Genomic DNA, 13,970 nt, shown 5'->3' on the forward strand with positions numbered 1-13,970 from the left:
TCCCACTGTTACCTCCCTGTCGACGACCCGTGACCGGCGTGACCGCACTCGGCCAAATGCGCCACTCGTGTCGCGTGCTCGTGACGACAGTCATAAATGGGTGATAGCTTCGTGGGGTAGAGCTACGTGAGGCACCGCCGCCCTGGGAGGCCGCCGTCATGAGTCCCTTCACCGGCTCCGCCGCCCGCACCTCCGACTGGGAGCATCTGCGGGTGGAGATCGCCGACGGAGTCGCCACCGTCACCCTCGCGCGCCCCGAGAAACTCAACGCCCTCACCTTCGGCGCCTACGCCGACCTGCGCGACCTGCTCGCCGAGCTGTCCCGCGAGAGGTCGGTCCGCGCCCTGGTGCTGACCGGGGAGGGCCGCGGCTTCTGCTCCGGCGGCGACGTCGACGAGATCATCGGCGCGACGCTGTCCATGGATACCGCGCAACTCCTCGACTTCAACCGGATGACCGGGCAGGTCGTGCGCGCCGTACGGGAGTGCCCGTTCCCGGTGATCGCGGCGGTGCACGGGGTGGCGGCCGGAGCGGGAGCGGTACTGGCCCTCGCGGCCGACTTCCGCATCGCCGACCCCTCGGCCCGCTTCGCCTTCCTCTTCACCCGCGTCGGCCTGTCCGGCGGCGACATGGGCGCGGCCTATCTGCTGCCCCGCGTGGTCGGCCTCGGCCACGCGACCCGCCTCCTGATGCTCGGCGAGCCGGTGCGGGCGGCGGAGGCCGAGCGGATCGGCCTGATCAGCGAACTGACCGAGGAGGGCCACACCGACGAAGCGGCCCTCGCCCTGGCCCACCGCCTCTCCAACGGCCCGGCCCTCGCCTACGCCCAGACCAAGGCCCTGCTCACAGCAGAGCTGGACATGCCGATGGCGGCGGCGGTGGAGTTGGACGCCTCGACACAGGCGCTGCTGATGAACGGCGAGGACTACGCGGAGTTCCACGCGGCGTTCACGGAGAAGAGGCCTCCGAAGTGGAGGGGGCGATAGTTCATGCCGACCTCAGCTGTGCCAACCCCAGGGGCGCGGGGAACTGCGCGACCAGCCACATCGAACCCGCAGCCGCCGCACATGACCGGCCACCCCCAACGCATCGCAATCATCGGCGGCGGCCCCGGCGGCCTGTACGCCGCCGCTCTCCTCAAGCGGCTCGATCCGGGACGGCACGTCACGGTCTGGGAACGCAACGCCCCCGACGACACCTTCGGCTTCGGAGTGGTCCTCTCCGACGAAACCCTCGGCGGCATCGAACACGCCGACCCCACGGTCTACGAGGCCCTGCAGAAACACTTCGTCCGCTGGGACGACATCGACATCGTCCACCGCAACACCCGCCAAACCTCCGGAGGCCACGGCTTCGCGGCCCTCGGCAGAAAACGCCTCCTCGAAATCCTGCACGAGCGCTGCCGCAACCTGGGCGTGGAGCTGCGCTTCCGCAGCGAGGCACCGTACCCGGCCTGGCTCGCCGAGGCCTACGACCTCGTCATCGCCGCCGACGGCGTGAACAGCACCACCCGTGAGGCCTACACCCATGTGTTCCAGCCCCATGTGGCCACCCACCGCTGCCGCTATATCTGGCTGGCCGCGGACTTCGCCTTCGACGCCTTCCGTTTCGAGATCGCCGAGACCGAGTACGGCGTGATGCAACTGCACGGCTACCCCTACGCGGCCGACGCCTCCACCGTGATCGTCGAGATGCGCGAGGAGGTGTGGCGGGCCGCCGGGTTCGACCAACTCGGCGAGCAGGAGTCGGTCGAGCGCTGCGCGAAGATCTTCTCGGACGCGCTGGGCGGGCGGCCCCTGCGCTCCAACAAGTCCGCCTGGATCAACTTCCGTACCGTCGTCAACGAACACTGGTCCTACGGCAACATCGTCCTCCTCGGCGACGCCGCCCACACCGCCCACTTCTCCATCGGGTCCGGCACCAAGCTGGCCGTCGAGGACGCCCTCGCGCTCGCCGCCTGTCTGGAGGAACAGCCCACCCTGGCCGAGGCGTTGACGGCCTACGAGACCGAGCGCAAACCCGTCGTCGCCTCCACCCAGCGCGCCGCCCGCGCCAGCCTGGAGTGGTTCGAGAACATCGAGCTGTACCTGCGCCAGCCGCCCCGCCAGTTCGCCTTCAACCTGCTCACCCGCAGCCGCCGCGTCACCCACGACAACCTCAGGCTGCGCGACGCCGGCTTCACCGAGTCCGTGGAGCGCGAGTTCGGCTGCCCGCCCGGTACGCCCCCGATGTTCACCCCCTTCCGGCTGCGCGGTCTGACCCTGCGCAACCGGGTCGTCGTCTCGCCCATGGACATGTACTCCTCGGTCCATGGCATCCCCGGCGACTTCCACCTCGTCCACCTGGGCGCCCGCGCCCTCGGCGGCGCCGGTCTGGTGATGACCGAGATGGTGTGCGTCAGCGAGGAGGGCCGGATCACCCCAGGCTGCGCCGGTCTCTACACCGACAGACAGGGCGAGGCCTGGCGGCGGATCACCGAGTTCGTGCACGACCGGTCACCGGGCACCGCGATCGGCGTGCAGCTCGGCCACAGCGGGCGCAAGGGCTCGACGAAGCTGATGTGGGAGGGCATCGACGAGCCCCTGCCCGACGGCAACTGGCCGCTCGTGGCCGCCTCCCCGCTCCCGTACAAGCCCGAGAGTCAGCTGCCGCGCCAGCTCTCGCGCGCCCAACTCACCGACATCCGGGAGCAGTTCACCGCCGCCGCCTGGCGTGCCGCCCGCGCCGGCTTCGATCTGCTCGAACTCCACTGCGCCCACGGCTATCTGCTCTCCGGCTTCCTCTCCCCGCTGACCAACCGGCGCACCGACGCCTACGGCGGCTCGCTGGAGAAGCGGCTGCGCTTCCCGCTGGAGGTCTTCGACGCCGTACGCGGGGTGTGGCCGGAGGAGCGGCCCATGACCGTGCGCATCTCCGCCACCGACTGGGCCGAGGGCGGCACCACGGCCGAGGACGCCGTCGAGATCGCCCGCGCCTTCGCCGCCCACGGCGTTGACGCGATCGACGTGTCGACCGGGCAGGTGGTGGCCGAGGAGGAGCCGGAGTACGGGCGGTCGTACCAGACGCCGTTCGCCGACCGGATCCGGCACGAGGTCGGCGTCCCGGTCGTCGCGGTCGGCGCGATCTCCTCCTGGGACGACGTCAACTCCCTGATTCTGGCCGGGCGTACGGACCTGTGCGCGCTGGCCCGACCTCACCTCTACGACCCGCACTGGACACTGCACGCCGCCGCCGATCAGGGGTACGAAGGTCCGGGCGTCGCGTGGCCCGACCCGTACCGCGCGGGCAGCCGGCCCCCGCAGACCGGACGCACGGACGCCCCCAAGCCGCGGCTCACCCTGGAGAGTTGACCTCGGCCATGCCCGCGGTCAGCGTGGCGCCGTCCGCCGGATCGATCAGGATGAACGCGCCGGTGCGCCGGGAGACCGCGTAGTCGTCGAGGGCCAGCGGCTCGGCCGTGCGCAGGGTGATCCGGCCCAGGCCGTTCGCCGTCAGCTCGGCGGCGCCGGCAGCACGCCGTTGCGCGCGAGCACCTCGGAGACGAGCCCGATGCGCTGCACGTTGGTGTTCCGGTCCGCCCGCGAGAAGCCGAGGCCGGCGGAGAGGAAGCGGCGTATCTCGTCGCCGTCGAGGACCTCCACCCGGTGTCCCTCGGCCGCCAGCCGGTCTCCCAGGAGGCGGGCGATCGTCGTCTTGCCCGCGCTCGGCAGCCCGGTGAGCCAGACAGTGGCTCCCTGAGCCCTTGCCGTGGTGGTCATGCGCAACAGTCCTCTTCTCTGACCAGGGCGTACGGCTCGTTGAACGCCGGTAGGAAACCTGAGAAGAGGGACGGAAGGAGCTGAGGGTTCCATGAGGGACGCTGGTTGTGGCCGGGCTCACAGCCCGGCGAACGTGGCTCCCGCGTCCCGCAGCCGCTCGTGGAGTCCCCGGAACACCTCGGCCGACCGCGCGCCCGGCCAGTTCGCGGGCAGCAGGTGCACGGGGAGGCCGGGGTCGGTGTAGGGGAGGTGGCGCCAGGTGTCCAGGGCCAGGAGGTAGTCGCGGTAGGCCTCCTCGGGCGGGGTGTCCGTGCGCCGCTCCCAGTCGTGCAGCACGCCCTCGTGCGCGTCGAGGAACGCCTCGTGCTCCTTGGCGATCGCGGCCAGGTCCCACCAGCGGGCGACCGCCTCGACCGTGGGCGCGAAGCCGAGGTGCGCGCCGCGGAAGAAGTCGACGTACGGGTCGAGCCGCAGCCGCTGAAGGGTGTGCCGGGTCTCCTCGTACAGCCGTGCCGGGGCGATCCACACCCCGGGGGCCGCGGTGCCGAAGCCCAGGCCCGCCAGCCGGGAGCGCAGCACGTGCCGCTTCTGCCGCTCCGACTCCGGCACCGAGAACACGGCGAGCACCCAGCCCTCGTCCTCGGGCGGTGCGGTCGCGTAGATGCGCCGGTCGCCGTCGTCGAGCAACTGCCGTGCTTCGGGCGAGAGTTCGTACCCGGCCGCGCCCTGCTCCGTACGGGCGGGCCGCAGCAGGCCGCGCCGCTTGAGCCGGGACACCGACGAGCGTACGGAGGGCGCGTCCACGCCGACCGCGGCCAGCAGCCGGATCAGCTCGGCGACGGGTACCGGACCGGGTGTGAAGCGGCCGTACGCGCCGTAGAGCGTGACGATGAGGGACCGTGGTGCGTGTTGCTCGGACACGTTGATCATCTTAGGTCTTCGGCATCACGGCTGGTCACCTTCGGTACGGAGGCGATAGCGCTGGAGCTTGCCGGTCGCCGTGCGCGGCAGAGCGTCGAGGAAGACGATCTCGCGCGGGCACTTGTACGGCGCCAGCTCGGACTTGACGAAACCGCGCAGCGCGTCGGCGTCCCGCTCCGCGCCCTCCTTCAGCACGGTATACGCGACGACCACGTGTCCGCGGGCCTCGTCGGGCTGCCCGATCACCGCCGCCTCGACCACGTCCGGGTGGCGCAGGAGCGCGTCCTCCACCTCCGGTCCGGCGATGTTGTACCCGGCCGAGATGATCATGTCGTCGGCGCGGGCGACATAGCGGAAGTAGCCGTCGTCCTCGCGGACGTAGGTGTCGCCGGTGACGTTCCAGCCGTTGCGCACATAGTCCCGCTGCCGAGGATCGGCGAGGTACCGGCAGCCGACCGGCCCGCGCACGGCGAGCAGCCCGGCCTCCCCGTCCGGCACCGGATCCCCGTTCGCGTCCTGCACGCGCGCCTGCCACCCCGGCACCGGAACACCGGTCGTCCCGGGCCTGATCCGCTCGTCGGCGGCGGAGATGAAGATGTGCAGCAGCTCGGTGGCGCCTATGCCGTTGATGATCCGCAGGCCGGTGCGCTCGTGCCAGGCCCGCCAGGTCGCGGCGGGCAGGTTCTCCCCGGCGGACACACAGCGTCTGAGTGACGAGATGTCATGGCCGTCCAGGTCGTCGAGCATCGCGCGGTACGCGGTGGGCGCGGTGAACAGGACCGAGACCCGGTGCTCACCGATCGCGGGCAGCAGCCGCTTGGGGGTCGCCTGTTCGAGGAGCAGCGCGCTGGCGCCGGCCCGCATCGGGAACACCACGAGCCCGCCGAGACCGAAGGTGAAGCCCAGCGGGGGACTGCCCGCGAAGACATCGTCCACATGTGGTTTGAGCACATGCTTCGAGAAGGTGTCCGCTATGGCGAGCACATCCCGGTGGAAGTGCATGCACCCTTTCGGGCGACCGGTGGTGCCGGAGGTGAACGCGATCAGCGCGACGTCGTCGGACGCGGTGTCGACGGCGGGGTACGGGGTGCCGGGCGCCGGGCGGTTGAGGAGGTCGTCCGGGGCGTCACCGCCGTACGTCGTGATGCGCAGCCCGGGGATCTCGGCCTTGGCGAGGTCGTCGACGGCGCGGATGTCGCACAGCGCGTGGCCCACCCGGGCGATGGAGCAGATCGTGCCGAGTTCGTGCGGGCGCTGCTGGGCCAGCACGGTGACGGCCACCGCGCCCGCCTTCAGCACCGCCAGCCAGCAGGCCGCGAGCCAGGGCGTGGTGGGGCCGCGCAGCAGGACGCGGTTGCCGGGGACCACGCCCAGGTCGCGCGTGAGGACATGCGCGATGCGGTCGACGCGGGCCCGGAGGTCGCCGTAGGTCCAGGTGTCCCCGGTGGGCGCGTGGAACACGGGACGCGCCGGGTCGGCATGGTCCAGGAGCTCGACGGCGCAGTTCAGCCGCTCGGGGTAGTGCAGCTCCGGCAGGTCGAAGTGGAGCTCCGGCCACTCGTCGGGTGGTGGCAGGTTGTCGCGCGCGAAGGCGTCGACGTGCGCCGAGACGTTCATGACGGTTCGCCCCCTTGCCTGGTGGGCTCGCGTGGGCTCGTGGTGCGCTCGCGCAAGGAGCGTATCGTGTTGGTGACGGCAGTCAACAGTACGCGATACCGTCGAATGGGGGTCGATGGCGGCCCGCCGTGGAGGGAGGACCGGCAGTGCCCGCATTCTCGCTCGAACCGGAACAGATCGCCTGGTGTGCCGAGCTGCGCGCCCTGGCCGCGGAGCGGCTGCGCCCGCTCGCGGAGAAGGGTGAGCCCGGCCGGGTCGACCGGGCGCTCCTTACGGAACTGGGCCGCTTCGGTCTGCTGTCGCGCCTGTTCACCTCCGGCGCGCTGGACCTCTGTCTGATGCGCGAGTCCCTGGCCCAGGTCTGCACGGAGGCCGAGACCGCCCTGGCCCTCCAGGGTCTCGGCGCCCACCCGGTCCACGCCCATGGCACCCCCGCTCAGTGGGACCGCTGGCTGCCCCGGGTGTCCGACGGCAGCGCGGTGGCCGCGTTCGCGCTGAGCGAGCCGGGGGCGGGCTCGGACGCGGCGGCGCTCGCCCTGCGGGCGGAACCGCGGGGAGCGGGGCGCTGGCGGCTCACCGGGCAGAAGTGCTGGATCTCCAACGCCCCCGAGGCCGACTTCTACACCGTCTTCGCGCGGACCACCCCCGATGCCGGTTCCCGCGGGGTGACCGCCTTCCTGGTGCCCGCCGACCGGCCCGGCCTCACCGGTTCGCCCCTGGAGATGCTCTCCCCGCACCCCATCGGCAGCCTCGACTTCGACGCCGTACCCGTGACCGAGGACGACGTGCTCGGGGAGGTCGACCGCGGTTTCCGGGTCGCGATGGGCACACTCAATCTCTTCCGCCCGAGCGTCGGTGCCTTCGCCGTCGGCATGGCCCAGGCGGCGCTCGACGCGACCCTCGTCCATACGGCCGGACGGGACGCGTTCGGCGGCAAGCTGAGGGATCTGCAGGCGATCGCTCATCAGGTGGCGGAAATGGCGCTCCGCACGGAGGCGGCCCGCCTGATGGTCTACGCGGCGGCGACGGCGTACGACGAGTCCGCCCCCGACGTCCCCAAGCGCGCCGCAATGGCGAAGCTGCTGGCCACCGAGACCGCGCAGTACGTCGTCGACGCGGCCGTCCAGCTGCACGGCGCCCGGGCGCTGGAGCGGGGCCATCTGCTCGAACACCTCTACCGCGAGGTGCGCGCCCCGCGTATCTACGAGGGTGCCAGCGAGGTCCAACGCGGCATCATCGCCAAGGAGTTGTACGCCACCGCCGACCGGGAGGCCCGTCCGTGACGACCGAGCGCGTCAATCCGCCCGACCTGTCCCCGCCCGCCGGCTTCTCCCACGCGGTCGTCGCCACCGGCACCCGCGTGGTCTTCCTCGCGGGCCAGACCGCCCTCGACACCGACGGCAAGGTCACCGGCGACACCCTCCCCGAGCAGTTCGAGAAGGCGCTCGGCAATCTCCTCACCGCCCTGCGCGCGGCCGGCGGCACCCCCGCCGACCTCGCCCGCGTCACCGTGTACGCCACCGACGTCGCCGCCTACCGCACCCAGGCCCCCGAACTCGGGCGGATCTGGCGCCGGTTGGCGGGCCGCACCTATCCGGCCATGGCGGTCGTGGAGGTCGTACGGCTGTGGGACGAGCAGGCGCTGGTCGAGCTCGACGGCTTCGCGGTGCTGTCCTAGAGCCTTTCTGAGCCGGAGTTCCAGAGCCTTTCTGAACCGGAGCTCAGGCGGCGACCGTCTGCCGTTCGGCCGGTGCCCGGTGCGGCGGCACGACACTGCCGTCGGCGTGCAGCTCACCCGTGTCGTCGAAGACGATCCCCCCGTCGCACAGCAAGCTCCAGCCCTGCTCGGGGTGGGCTGCGACGATGTGCGGGGCGCCGCTGTCGTGAGTCGGGGTCCGGTGGGAACACATGGCACACCTCCGCGTCGGATGTGACGGGTGCCTGCGGCCTGTTCGCCGCCCGGCACGAGTAGACCATGCCCCCCTCGTGAACTCCTCGGAACGGCCTGAAGCGAAGTGTGACAACTCGCGGACAACTCCCTGACCGTTCCACGACCGCCGTGACTCGCCCCCGATGGAGTGACGTTCACACACGGTGCCGCGCCCGCCCGGTACCAGTGGGAACCCCCCACTGCACGATCGGAAAGGCCCCCCATGCCCGTACGTCCCGCCCTCGCCGCGGCCGCCGCCGGAGCCGCCGCGCTGCTCTGCGCCGCCGTCGTCCCCGCGACCGCCGACCCGAACGAGACCGTCACCGTCGATCCGACGGGCCGCGTCGCGGCGGACGGCACCGTGACCCTCTCCGGCACCTATCGCTGCACCGGCGGCACGGGACCGGTGTTCGTCAGCAGCACCGTCGGCCAGGACTCCTCGACCGTCCGCTACGGCATCGGCGGCACCGAGGCGGTGTGCGACGGCGCCGCACACACCTGGGTGAACACCGGCAAGGTCGAAAAGGACCGGCTTCGGCCCGGCGCGGCCCGCGTCGAGGCCACCGTGATGGAACTGCGCCCCGAGGGCGGTCTGCCGCTGCCGTACTTCCACGCCCACCAGGAGCAGGAGGTGACGCTCGGCCAGGGCTGAGCGCGCACGCGGCGGCCCGGCGCACCAGGTGCGCCGGGCCGCCGCGTGCGCGCTCAGGCCGCTCCGTGGCTCATGACGTCGTCCGTGCAGGCGATGTGGATCGTCAGGTCGGCCGGGGCCGAGCGGCTGAGGAAAGGCCAGGTCTGGGCCTTGCGCGCGGTGATGATCCAGCCGGTGGCGTGGTCGTTCATACGGTCCTCGGTGACATCGGTCCGGTCCGTGCCGAGGACCGCGTCCTGCTTGGCGCTGATGGTGTATCCGCCGCTGTAGGCGTGCTGCGCGGCCGGGCAGAGCGCCTCGTGCGGCCGGCCGTCGGCACCGCCGGGGACGAACACCGAGAAGTGGTGCGGCGGTTGGGGTGGATCGGCCACGGCGGGGGCGGCACAGACGAGCAGGGCCGCGGCTCCCGCGGCCACGGTGACGGCGGTACGTGTTCGGGGCATGGGGGTGCTCCTCGCAAAGGGGACAGGGGGACTGGCCTGGACCATTGCAGCCGTCGTCCCGTCCAGGCCTCCGCCGGACACGCAGCGTTGCACCCCATCGGGGCAAAGCGGTCAATCTTTCGAGAAAGCGGTCACTTATCGCTACGCTGTGTGATTTACTGGCGCCATTCCGTCACTCTACGTGGTCGCCCTGTAGTGCCCCGTACCGGCTCAGGGCATCCCGTGTCCCCAAGAGGAGTCCCCATGCCCCGCAGAGGGAGGTGGACGATCGCGGCAGGCTGCGCCGCGGTCGTTCTGTCACTCACCGCCCCCGCCGGCCGCGCCGCCCCGTTCCGTCTCGTCCCCCTGCCGTCCTCGGCACGGCCGGCCGATCCGCACCCGCACGGGGTGCACATCTCGAAGGCGGAGCTCGCCGAGGAGATCCGCCCCGACGAGGTCAAGGCATTCGGCAAGGCCCGCGCCGAACAGATGGCCCGCGACCGCATCGGCCTGCGCGCCGTCGACCGGGGCTACCCCCAGCCCATGCGGAACCGCAGCCTCAAGCGGCTCACCGACTCGCAGCGGGAGCAGAACGCGGCGTTCGACCCGGCCACGTTCGGGAAGTTCACCGACTACTTCGCCAGCCCGGACTACGGCGACCACGTCGCCCTGCTGCCCACCGGCAAGATCCTGCTGTTCTCCTTCGAGGCCGTCGAGGACAGCCCCAACAAGGAGACCGCGCCCACCGAGGTCATCGGCCGCGACAACGCCGGACGCGCCTATGTCTGGGACCCCGCCAAGGGCACCGGCGCCGCCGCCTTCAAGGCCGTACCGCCGCCCGTGGTGAACATGGACGACGGCCTGGACGAACCGCGTGCCGCGCCGATCTTCTGCGCCGGGCACTCCTACCTGCCCAACGGCATGGTGGGCGTCTTCGGCGGCAACCTCGGTGGCAACCACGGCACCGGCGCCCACCTCGCCCTGGTCTTCGACCCGTGGACCGAGACCTGGTACCGGCAGCAGGACATGGCCGAGGGCCGCTGGTACCCGTCCGTGGTCACCGGCGCCGACGGCCGGCAGTTCATCACCTCCGGCCACGGCGACACCGGCTGGGGCAAGCTCTCCATGACGATCGAGCGCTTCCCGGCCAAGACAACCCCGGTCTCGACGGACCCGAAGACCAAGCCCGTCGGCCAGGCGCTCGACAAGTGGCCGGTCAACGCGGAGTACATGGCCGACTATCCGCATCTGTTCTCGCTGCGGGACGGCAGGATCTACGGCTTCGGCCGCAACTACAACGAGCAGTTCGTCTTCGACCCGGCGACCGAGACCAGCCATCCGCTGCTCAGCCGCCCCGGCGGCGGCATGCGCAACTACGGCTCGGCGGTGGCCCTGCCCAGCACCACCAAGGGCCAGGGCCCCGACTCCGTGCTGATCCTCGGCGGCGACCGCAACGACCCCAAGACGTACAAGTTCTCCGGCGGCCGCTGGACCGAGGGCACCTCCCGGGCCTTCGGCCGCACCCAGGACGACACGCTGATCTTCCCCGACGGCCGGCTGTTCACCGTCAACGGCGGCTACGACATCCGCGACTACGGCAACGGCCTGTACAACCCCAACGCCGACGAGAAGTACCGCCAGACCGAACTACGCGGCCTGGACGGCGCCTGGCGGCTCGGCCCGGTCCAGCGGCTGCCCCGCGGTTACCACTCCAACGCCGTGCTGCTGCCCGACGGCCGCATCATGGTCACCGGCGACGAGCTCCAGGAGATCGCCAACAACCCAGACATCAAGTCCGGGATGAACGGCACCATCGAGATCTACGAGCCGCCGTATCTGCACCAGGGCGACCGCCCGACGCTGACGGACGTGGCGAACCCGACCGTGGGCTACAACGCCGGGCTGAGGGTCAGCACGGCCACGCCCACCCGGGCCGCGAAGGCCGTCCTGATGGCGCCCATCACCTCCACCCACTCCGTGGACACCAGCCAGCGCCGCATCGAACTGGACATCTCCAGCCGCGCCGGCAACAAGCTCGAACTGACGACCCCGCCGTCCGCCAACGACGCGCCGCCCGGGTACTACCTGCTCTTCCTGCTCGACCAGCGGGGCGTGCCCAGCGTCGCCAAGTGGGTCCAGCTCCGTCCCTGAATCCGCCGTCCCCTGACGTTCCGTCCCCGACGCTTTCGTCTTCGTCCCCTGCCGCCGGACTCCCGGGCGGCGGTGCCCCTGCCGCTGCCCGGTGCCGTCCGGTTCCTCCCCTCGTCCGTCCCACCAAGGGAGTTCCATGTCCGCTCAACTACCGCTGCGCGACAGCACAGAGATCCAGGGCGACATCCTCGCCGGGTTCAAGAAGGACTACATGACCCTGCTCTTCCTCCAGTTCGGCGATGTGGCCGCCGCCCGGAACTGGCTGACGGAGCTGGTCCCCCGGATCGCCACCACGGAACAGGTCGCCAACTTCAACGCCAAGTTCCACGACGCCCGAGAGGCCTCCGCGGGTGACGACCCGAAGAACCTCAAGGCCACCTGGCTGGGCCTGAGCCTCACCCATGCGGGGCTGCAGCGCCTGACGGGCAAGACCGAGGTGTTCGCCGACGTGCCCCTCGGCGGCACCGTCGAGGCGTTCGTGCAGGGGTCCGCCACCCGTGCCGGGGCCCTCGGCGACAAGGGCTGCAACGCACCGGCGAACTGGGCCTTCGGCGCCGACCACCGCCCGCCCATCCACGCCGTGCTGACCATCGCCGCCGACCTGGAGACCGACCGCAACACCGAACTCAACCGGCAGCTGGAGGCCGCTTCCCGGGCCGGCGTGCTGATCGTCCACCAGCAGAACGGCGCCACGCTGCCCGGCAAGCGCCGGGGCAAGGAGCACTTCGGCTTCAAGGACGGCGTCAGCGAACCGGCCGTGATCGGCTTCGACGACCCGGCGAAGGCCAAGAGCGACCGGATGATCCCGGCCGGCCAGTTCGTCCTCGGCACCGACGACACCCCCCTGCCCGACGGCGCGCCCGACTGGATGAAGTACGGCTCCTTCCAGGTCGTACGGCGTCTCGGCCAGGATGTTCCCGGCTGGTGGGCACAGGTCGGCACCGAACTCCAGAAGCTGCGGGAAGCCAAGGTGGTCGGCCAGGACACGAAGAGCGAATGGCTCGCCGCCCGTCTGGTGGGCCGCTGGCGCTGCGGCGCCTCGGTCGCCAGGTTCCCGGACGCGGCGCCCCCGCCCGGCACCGATGCCGACAACGACCTCAGCTTCAGGGACGACCCCGACGGCGTCATCACCCCGCTCTTCTCCCATCTGCGCAAGACCGCCCCGCGCGACGGACTGGTCGACAAGGGCGAACCGGTCGACGAGAAGTTCATGGACGTACGCCGCATCATCCGGCGCGGCATCCCCTTCGGCGCCCCGTTCGACCCCGCCAACGAGGACGGGGGAGGCCCCGACGAGCCACGCGGCCTGGTCTTCGTCTGCTACCAGGCCGACCTGGCCCGTCAGTTCGAGTTCATCCAGGCGGACTGGGTCAACGACCCCAACTTCCCGCACGACCGTGACCCCATGCCCGGACCGGACCCGATGATCAGCGGTCTGCTGCCCGACGTCACCACCGGTGAGATCGCCTTCGAGAGCCGCACCAACGGCGACCGGAAGACCACTGTGCTGTCCTTCCGGCCCTTCGTGACCACCGAGGGCTCCGTCTACGCCTTCACCCCGTCGATCACCACCCTGCGCGGCCTCACCCAGGGCCGGCTGCAGGCCGCGACCTCGATCGGCGGCACGCAGAACGGAAGCCAGGAGTGGACGACGACGGGCACCGGACAGACCCGCCCGCCGCAGCCGCCCGTGCAACCCGGCCCGGTCGACGAGATCCTGCCCTGGCCGGACACGGAGGAGCGGGCTTGGACCTTCTCCGGCCGCACCGTCCGTGTCGTCGGCACCGGCGCCGCCGAGACCGGTGCGCTCACCACGGGCAGCGACGACCGCACCGGCGTCGTCGTGGACACCGCCGCGGACCTCTCCACCTGGCCCGCGCTGGCCGGGGTCGAACAGGTCGACGCGATCGTGCCGGTCCCCGACGAGCAGTCCGTGAACGGCGAGAGCAGCTACTGGCTCTTCCACACGGTGGGCGGCACCCAGGTCTACCGCCGCATCTACATCTCCTGCGACGCCCGGCACGCCAGCCGCAGCGTCGGCGACGACCGGGCACTCAGCGCCTGGCGCTCCCTCAAGGACGTCACCCGGGTCGACGCGGTGCTGCCGGTGCCGGACCAGCGTCGCGTCGACGGCAAGACGCAGTACTGGCTCTTCCACACCACCGCGCAGGGCCGGCGCTACCGTCTGATCTCCATCGCCGACGGCGGCATGCACACCGACGAAGTGGTCCGCAGCGACCGCGACCTGACCCAGTGGACCTCCCTGCGGGATGTCACCAAGGTCGACGCCTTCCACTTCGTCCCCGGCAAGTACCGGATGAACGGCCAGACCTGGACCTGGGTCTTCCACGACCGGCAGTACCGCCTCATCAGCATCGCCGACGGCTTCGGCCACGCCGACACCCTGCTCCGCGAGGACCGCCCGAACACGGCGTGGTTCCGCGAGGCCTGACCACCTGACTGAACCGACCGGCCCGGCGGAGCTTCGCCGGGCCGGTCCGTCGTTCCGATCCGGGACG

At 71.3% G+C, this 13,970-nt stretch carries 11 protein-coding genes and 2 pseudogenes; 7 read left to right on the forward strand and 6 right to left on the reverse strand.

Annotated features, from left to right (window positions below; translation table 11 throughout):
* Positions 1-158: 158 nt before the first annotated feature.
* Together ACZ4EG_RS05050 and ACZ4EG_RS05055 are read left to right on the forward strand one after the other, a co-directional pair.
* The gene (locus ACZ4EG_RS05050) at positions 159-986 is read left to right on the forward strand and encodes an enoyl-CoA hydratase family protein (RefSeq protein WP_453555378.1); all 828 of its coding nucleotides are present in this window, start codon (positions 159-161) and stop codon (positions 984-986) included.
* 81 nt (positions 987-1,067) lie between these two features.
* Positions 1,068-3,350 (forward strand): bifunctional salicylyl-CoA 5-hydroxylase/oxidoreductase, encoded by a 2,283-nt coding sequence (locus tag ACZ4EG_RS05055; RefSeq protein WP_467789585.1) that lies wholly within the window; start codon positions 1,068-1,070, stop codon positions 3,348-3,350.
* On the opposite strand, the pseudogene ACZ4EG_RS05060 reads toward ACZ4EG_RS05055, so the two are convergent.
* From ACZ4EG_RS05060 to ACZ4EG_RS05075, 4 genes and pseudogenes are all read right to left on the reverse strand, one after another.
* A pseudogene (locus tag ACZ4EG_RS05060) lies at positions 3,334-3,510 on the reverse strand (elongation factor 1-alpha C-terminal domain-related protein); the annotation flags it as partial. The gene ACZ4EG_RS05055 and the pseudogene ACZ4EG_RS05060 sit on opposite strands and share 17 nt — an antisense overlap.
* Positions 3,498-3,764: pseudogene (locus ACZ4EG_RS05065) on the reverse strand (adenylyl-sulfate kinase); the annotation flags it as partial. The pseudogenes ACZ4EG_RS05065 and ACZ4EG_RS05060, both read right to left, overlap by 13 nt.
* Positions 3,765-3,875: 111 nt before the next feature.
* The gene (locus tag ACZ4EG_RS05070) at positions 3,876-4,688 is read right to left on the reverse strand and encodes a PaaX family transcriptional regulator (RefSeq protein ID WP_363299345.1); all 813 of its coding nucleotides are present in this window, start codon (positions 4,686-4,688) and stop codon (positions 3,876-3,878) included.
* Positions 4,689-4,703: 15 nt separating this feature from the next.
* A complete protein-coding gene (locus ACZ4EG_RS05075) occupies positions 4,704-6,296 on the reverse strand; it encodes an AMP-binding protein (protein ID WP_467789586.1) in 1,593 nt (530 codons plus the stop codon).
* A gap of 146 nt (positions 6,297-6,442) precedes the next feature.
* Between ACZ4EG_RS05075 and ACZ4EG_RS05080 the strand changes: the two genes are divergently transcribed.
* On the forward strand, positions 6,443-7,579 hold the full coding sequence (locus tag ACZ4EG_RS05080; protein ID WP_467789587.1) for an acyl-CoA dehydrogenase family protein: 1,137 nt from the start codon (positions 6,443-6,445) through the stop codon (positions 7,577-7,579).
* Positions 7,576-7,974, forward strand: a complete 399-nt coding sequence (locus tag ACZ4EG_RS05085; RefSeq protein ID WP_363299342.1) for a RidA family protein — start codon at positions 7,576-7,578, stop codon at positions 7,972-7,974. The genes ACZ4EG_RS05080 and ACZ4EG_RS05085 overlap by 4 nt, the downstream gene beginning before the upstream one ends.
* A gap of 43 nt (positions 7,975-8,017) precedes the next feature.
* Here the strand turns inward: ACZ4EG_RS05085 and ACZ4EG_RS05090 are convergent, their stop codons facing one another.
* Positions 8,018-8,206: a DUF5999 family protein gene (locus tag ACZ4EG_RS05090; RefSeq protein ID WP_363299341.1), complete on the reverse strand. Its 189-nt coding sequence runs from the start codon at positions 8,204-8,206 to the stop codon at positions 8,018-8,020.
* Positions 8,207-8,449: 243 nt separating this feature from the next.
* Between ACZ4EG_RS05090 and ACZ4EG_RS05095 the strand changes: the two genes are divergently transcribed.
* Positions 8,450-8,878 carry a DUF6299 family protein gene (locus ACZ4EG_RS05095; protein ID WP_453555368.1) on the forward strand — a complete coding sequence of 143 codons (429 nt, stop codon included), beginning with the start codon at positions 8,450-8,452 and terminating at the stop codon, positions 8,876-8,878.
* 53 nt (positions 8,879-8,931) lie between these two features.
* On the opposite strand, the gene ACZ4EG_RS05100 is transcribed toward ACZ4EG_RS05095, so the two are convergent.
* Positions 8,932-9,321, reverse strand: coding sequence for a hypothetical protein (locus ACZ4EG_RS05100; protein ID WP_390707440.1), 390 nt, complete (start codon positions 9,319-9,321; stop codon positions 8,932-8,934).
* Positions 9,322-9,564: 243 nt separating this feature from the next.
* On the opposite strand from ACZ4EG_RS05100, the gene ACZ4EG_RS05105 reads away from it, so the two are divergent.
* Positions 9,565-11,451: a galactose oxidase-like domain-containing protein gene (locus ACZ4EG_RS05105; protein ID WP_467789588.1), complete on the forward strand. Its 1,887-nt coding sequence runs from the start codon at positions 9,565-9,567 to the stop codon at positions 11,449-11,451.
* Between the two features lie 136 nt (positions 11,452-11,587).
* Complete coding sequence (locus ACZ4EG_RS05110) at positions 11,588-13,903, forward strand: Dyp-type peroxidase (protein WP_467789589.1); 2,316 nt, start codon at positions 11,588-11,590, stop codon at positions 13,901-13,903.
* Positions 13,904-13,970: the final 67 nt, after the last annotated feature.

This window comes from Streptomyces sp. NPDC025638 (assembly GCF_055558775.1).

Bases quoted from the DNA above. Each gene is read 5' to 3' on its own strand.
- ACZ4EG_RS05050 (WP_453555378.1), top strand. From the start codon at position 159: ATGAGTCCCTTCACCGGCTCCGCCGCCCGCACCTCCGACTGGGAGCAT.
- ACZ4EG_RS05070 (WP_363299345.1), bottom strand. From the start codon at position 4,688: ATGATCAACGTGTCCGAGCAACACGCACCACGGTCCCTCATCGTCACG.
- ACZ4EG_RS05095 (WP_453555368.1), top strand. From the start codon at position 8,450: ATGCCCGTACGTCCCGCCCTCGCCGCGGCCGCCGCCGGAGCCGCCGCG.
- ACZ4EG_RS05105 (WP_467789588.1), top strand. From the start codon at position 9,565: ATGCCCCGCAGAGGGAGGTGGACGATCGCGGCAGGCTGCGCCGCGGTC.
- ACZ4EG_RS05075 (WP_467789586.1), bottom strand. From the start codon at position 6,296: ATGAACGTCTCGGCGCACGTCGACGCCTTCGCGCGCGACAACCTGCCA.
- ACZ4EG_RS05110 (WP_467789589.1), top strand. From the start codon at position 11,588: ATGTCCGCTCAACTACCGCTGCGCGACAGCACAGAGATCCAGGGCGAC.
- ACZ4EG_RS05055 (WP_467789585.1), top strand. From the start codon at position 1,068: ATGACCGGCCACCCCCAACGCATCGCAATCATCGGCGGCGGCCCCGGC.
- ACZ4EG_RS05090 (WP_363299341.1), bottom strand. From the start codon at position 8,206: ATGTGTTCCCACCGGACCCCGACTCACGACAGCGGCGCCCCGCACATC.
- ACZ4EG_RS05100 (WP_390707440.1), bottom strand. From the start codon at position 9,321: ATGCCCCGAACACGTACCGCCGTCACCGTGGCCGCGGGAGCCGCGGCC.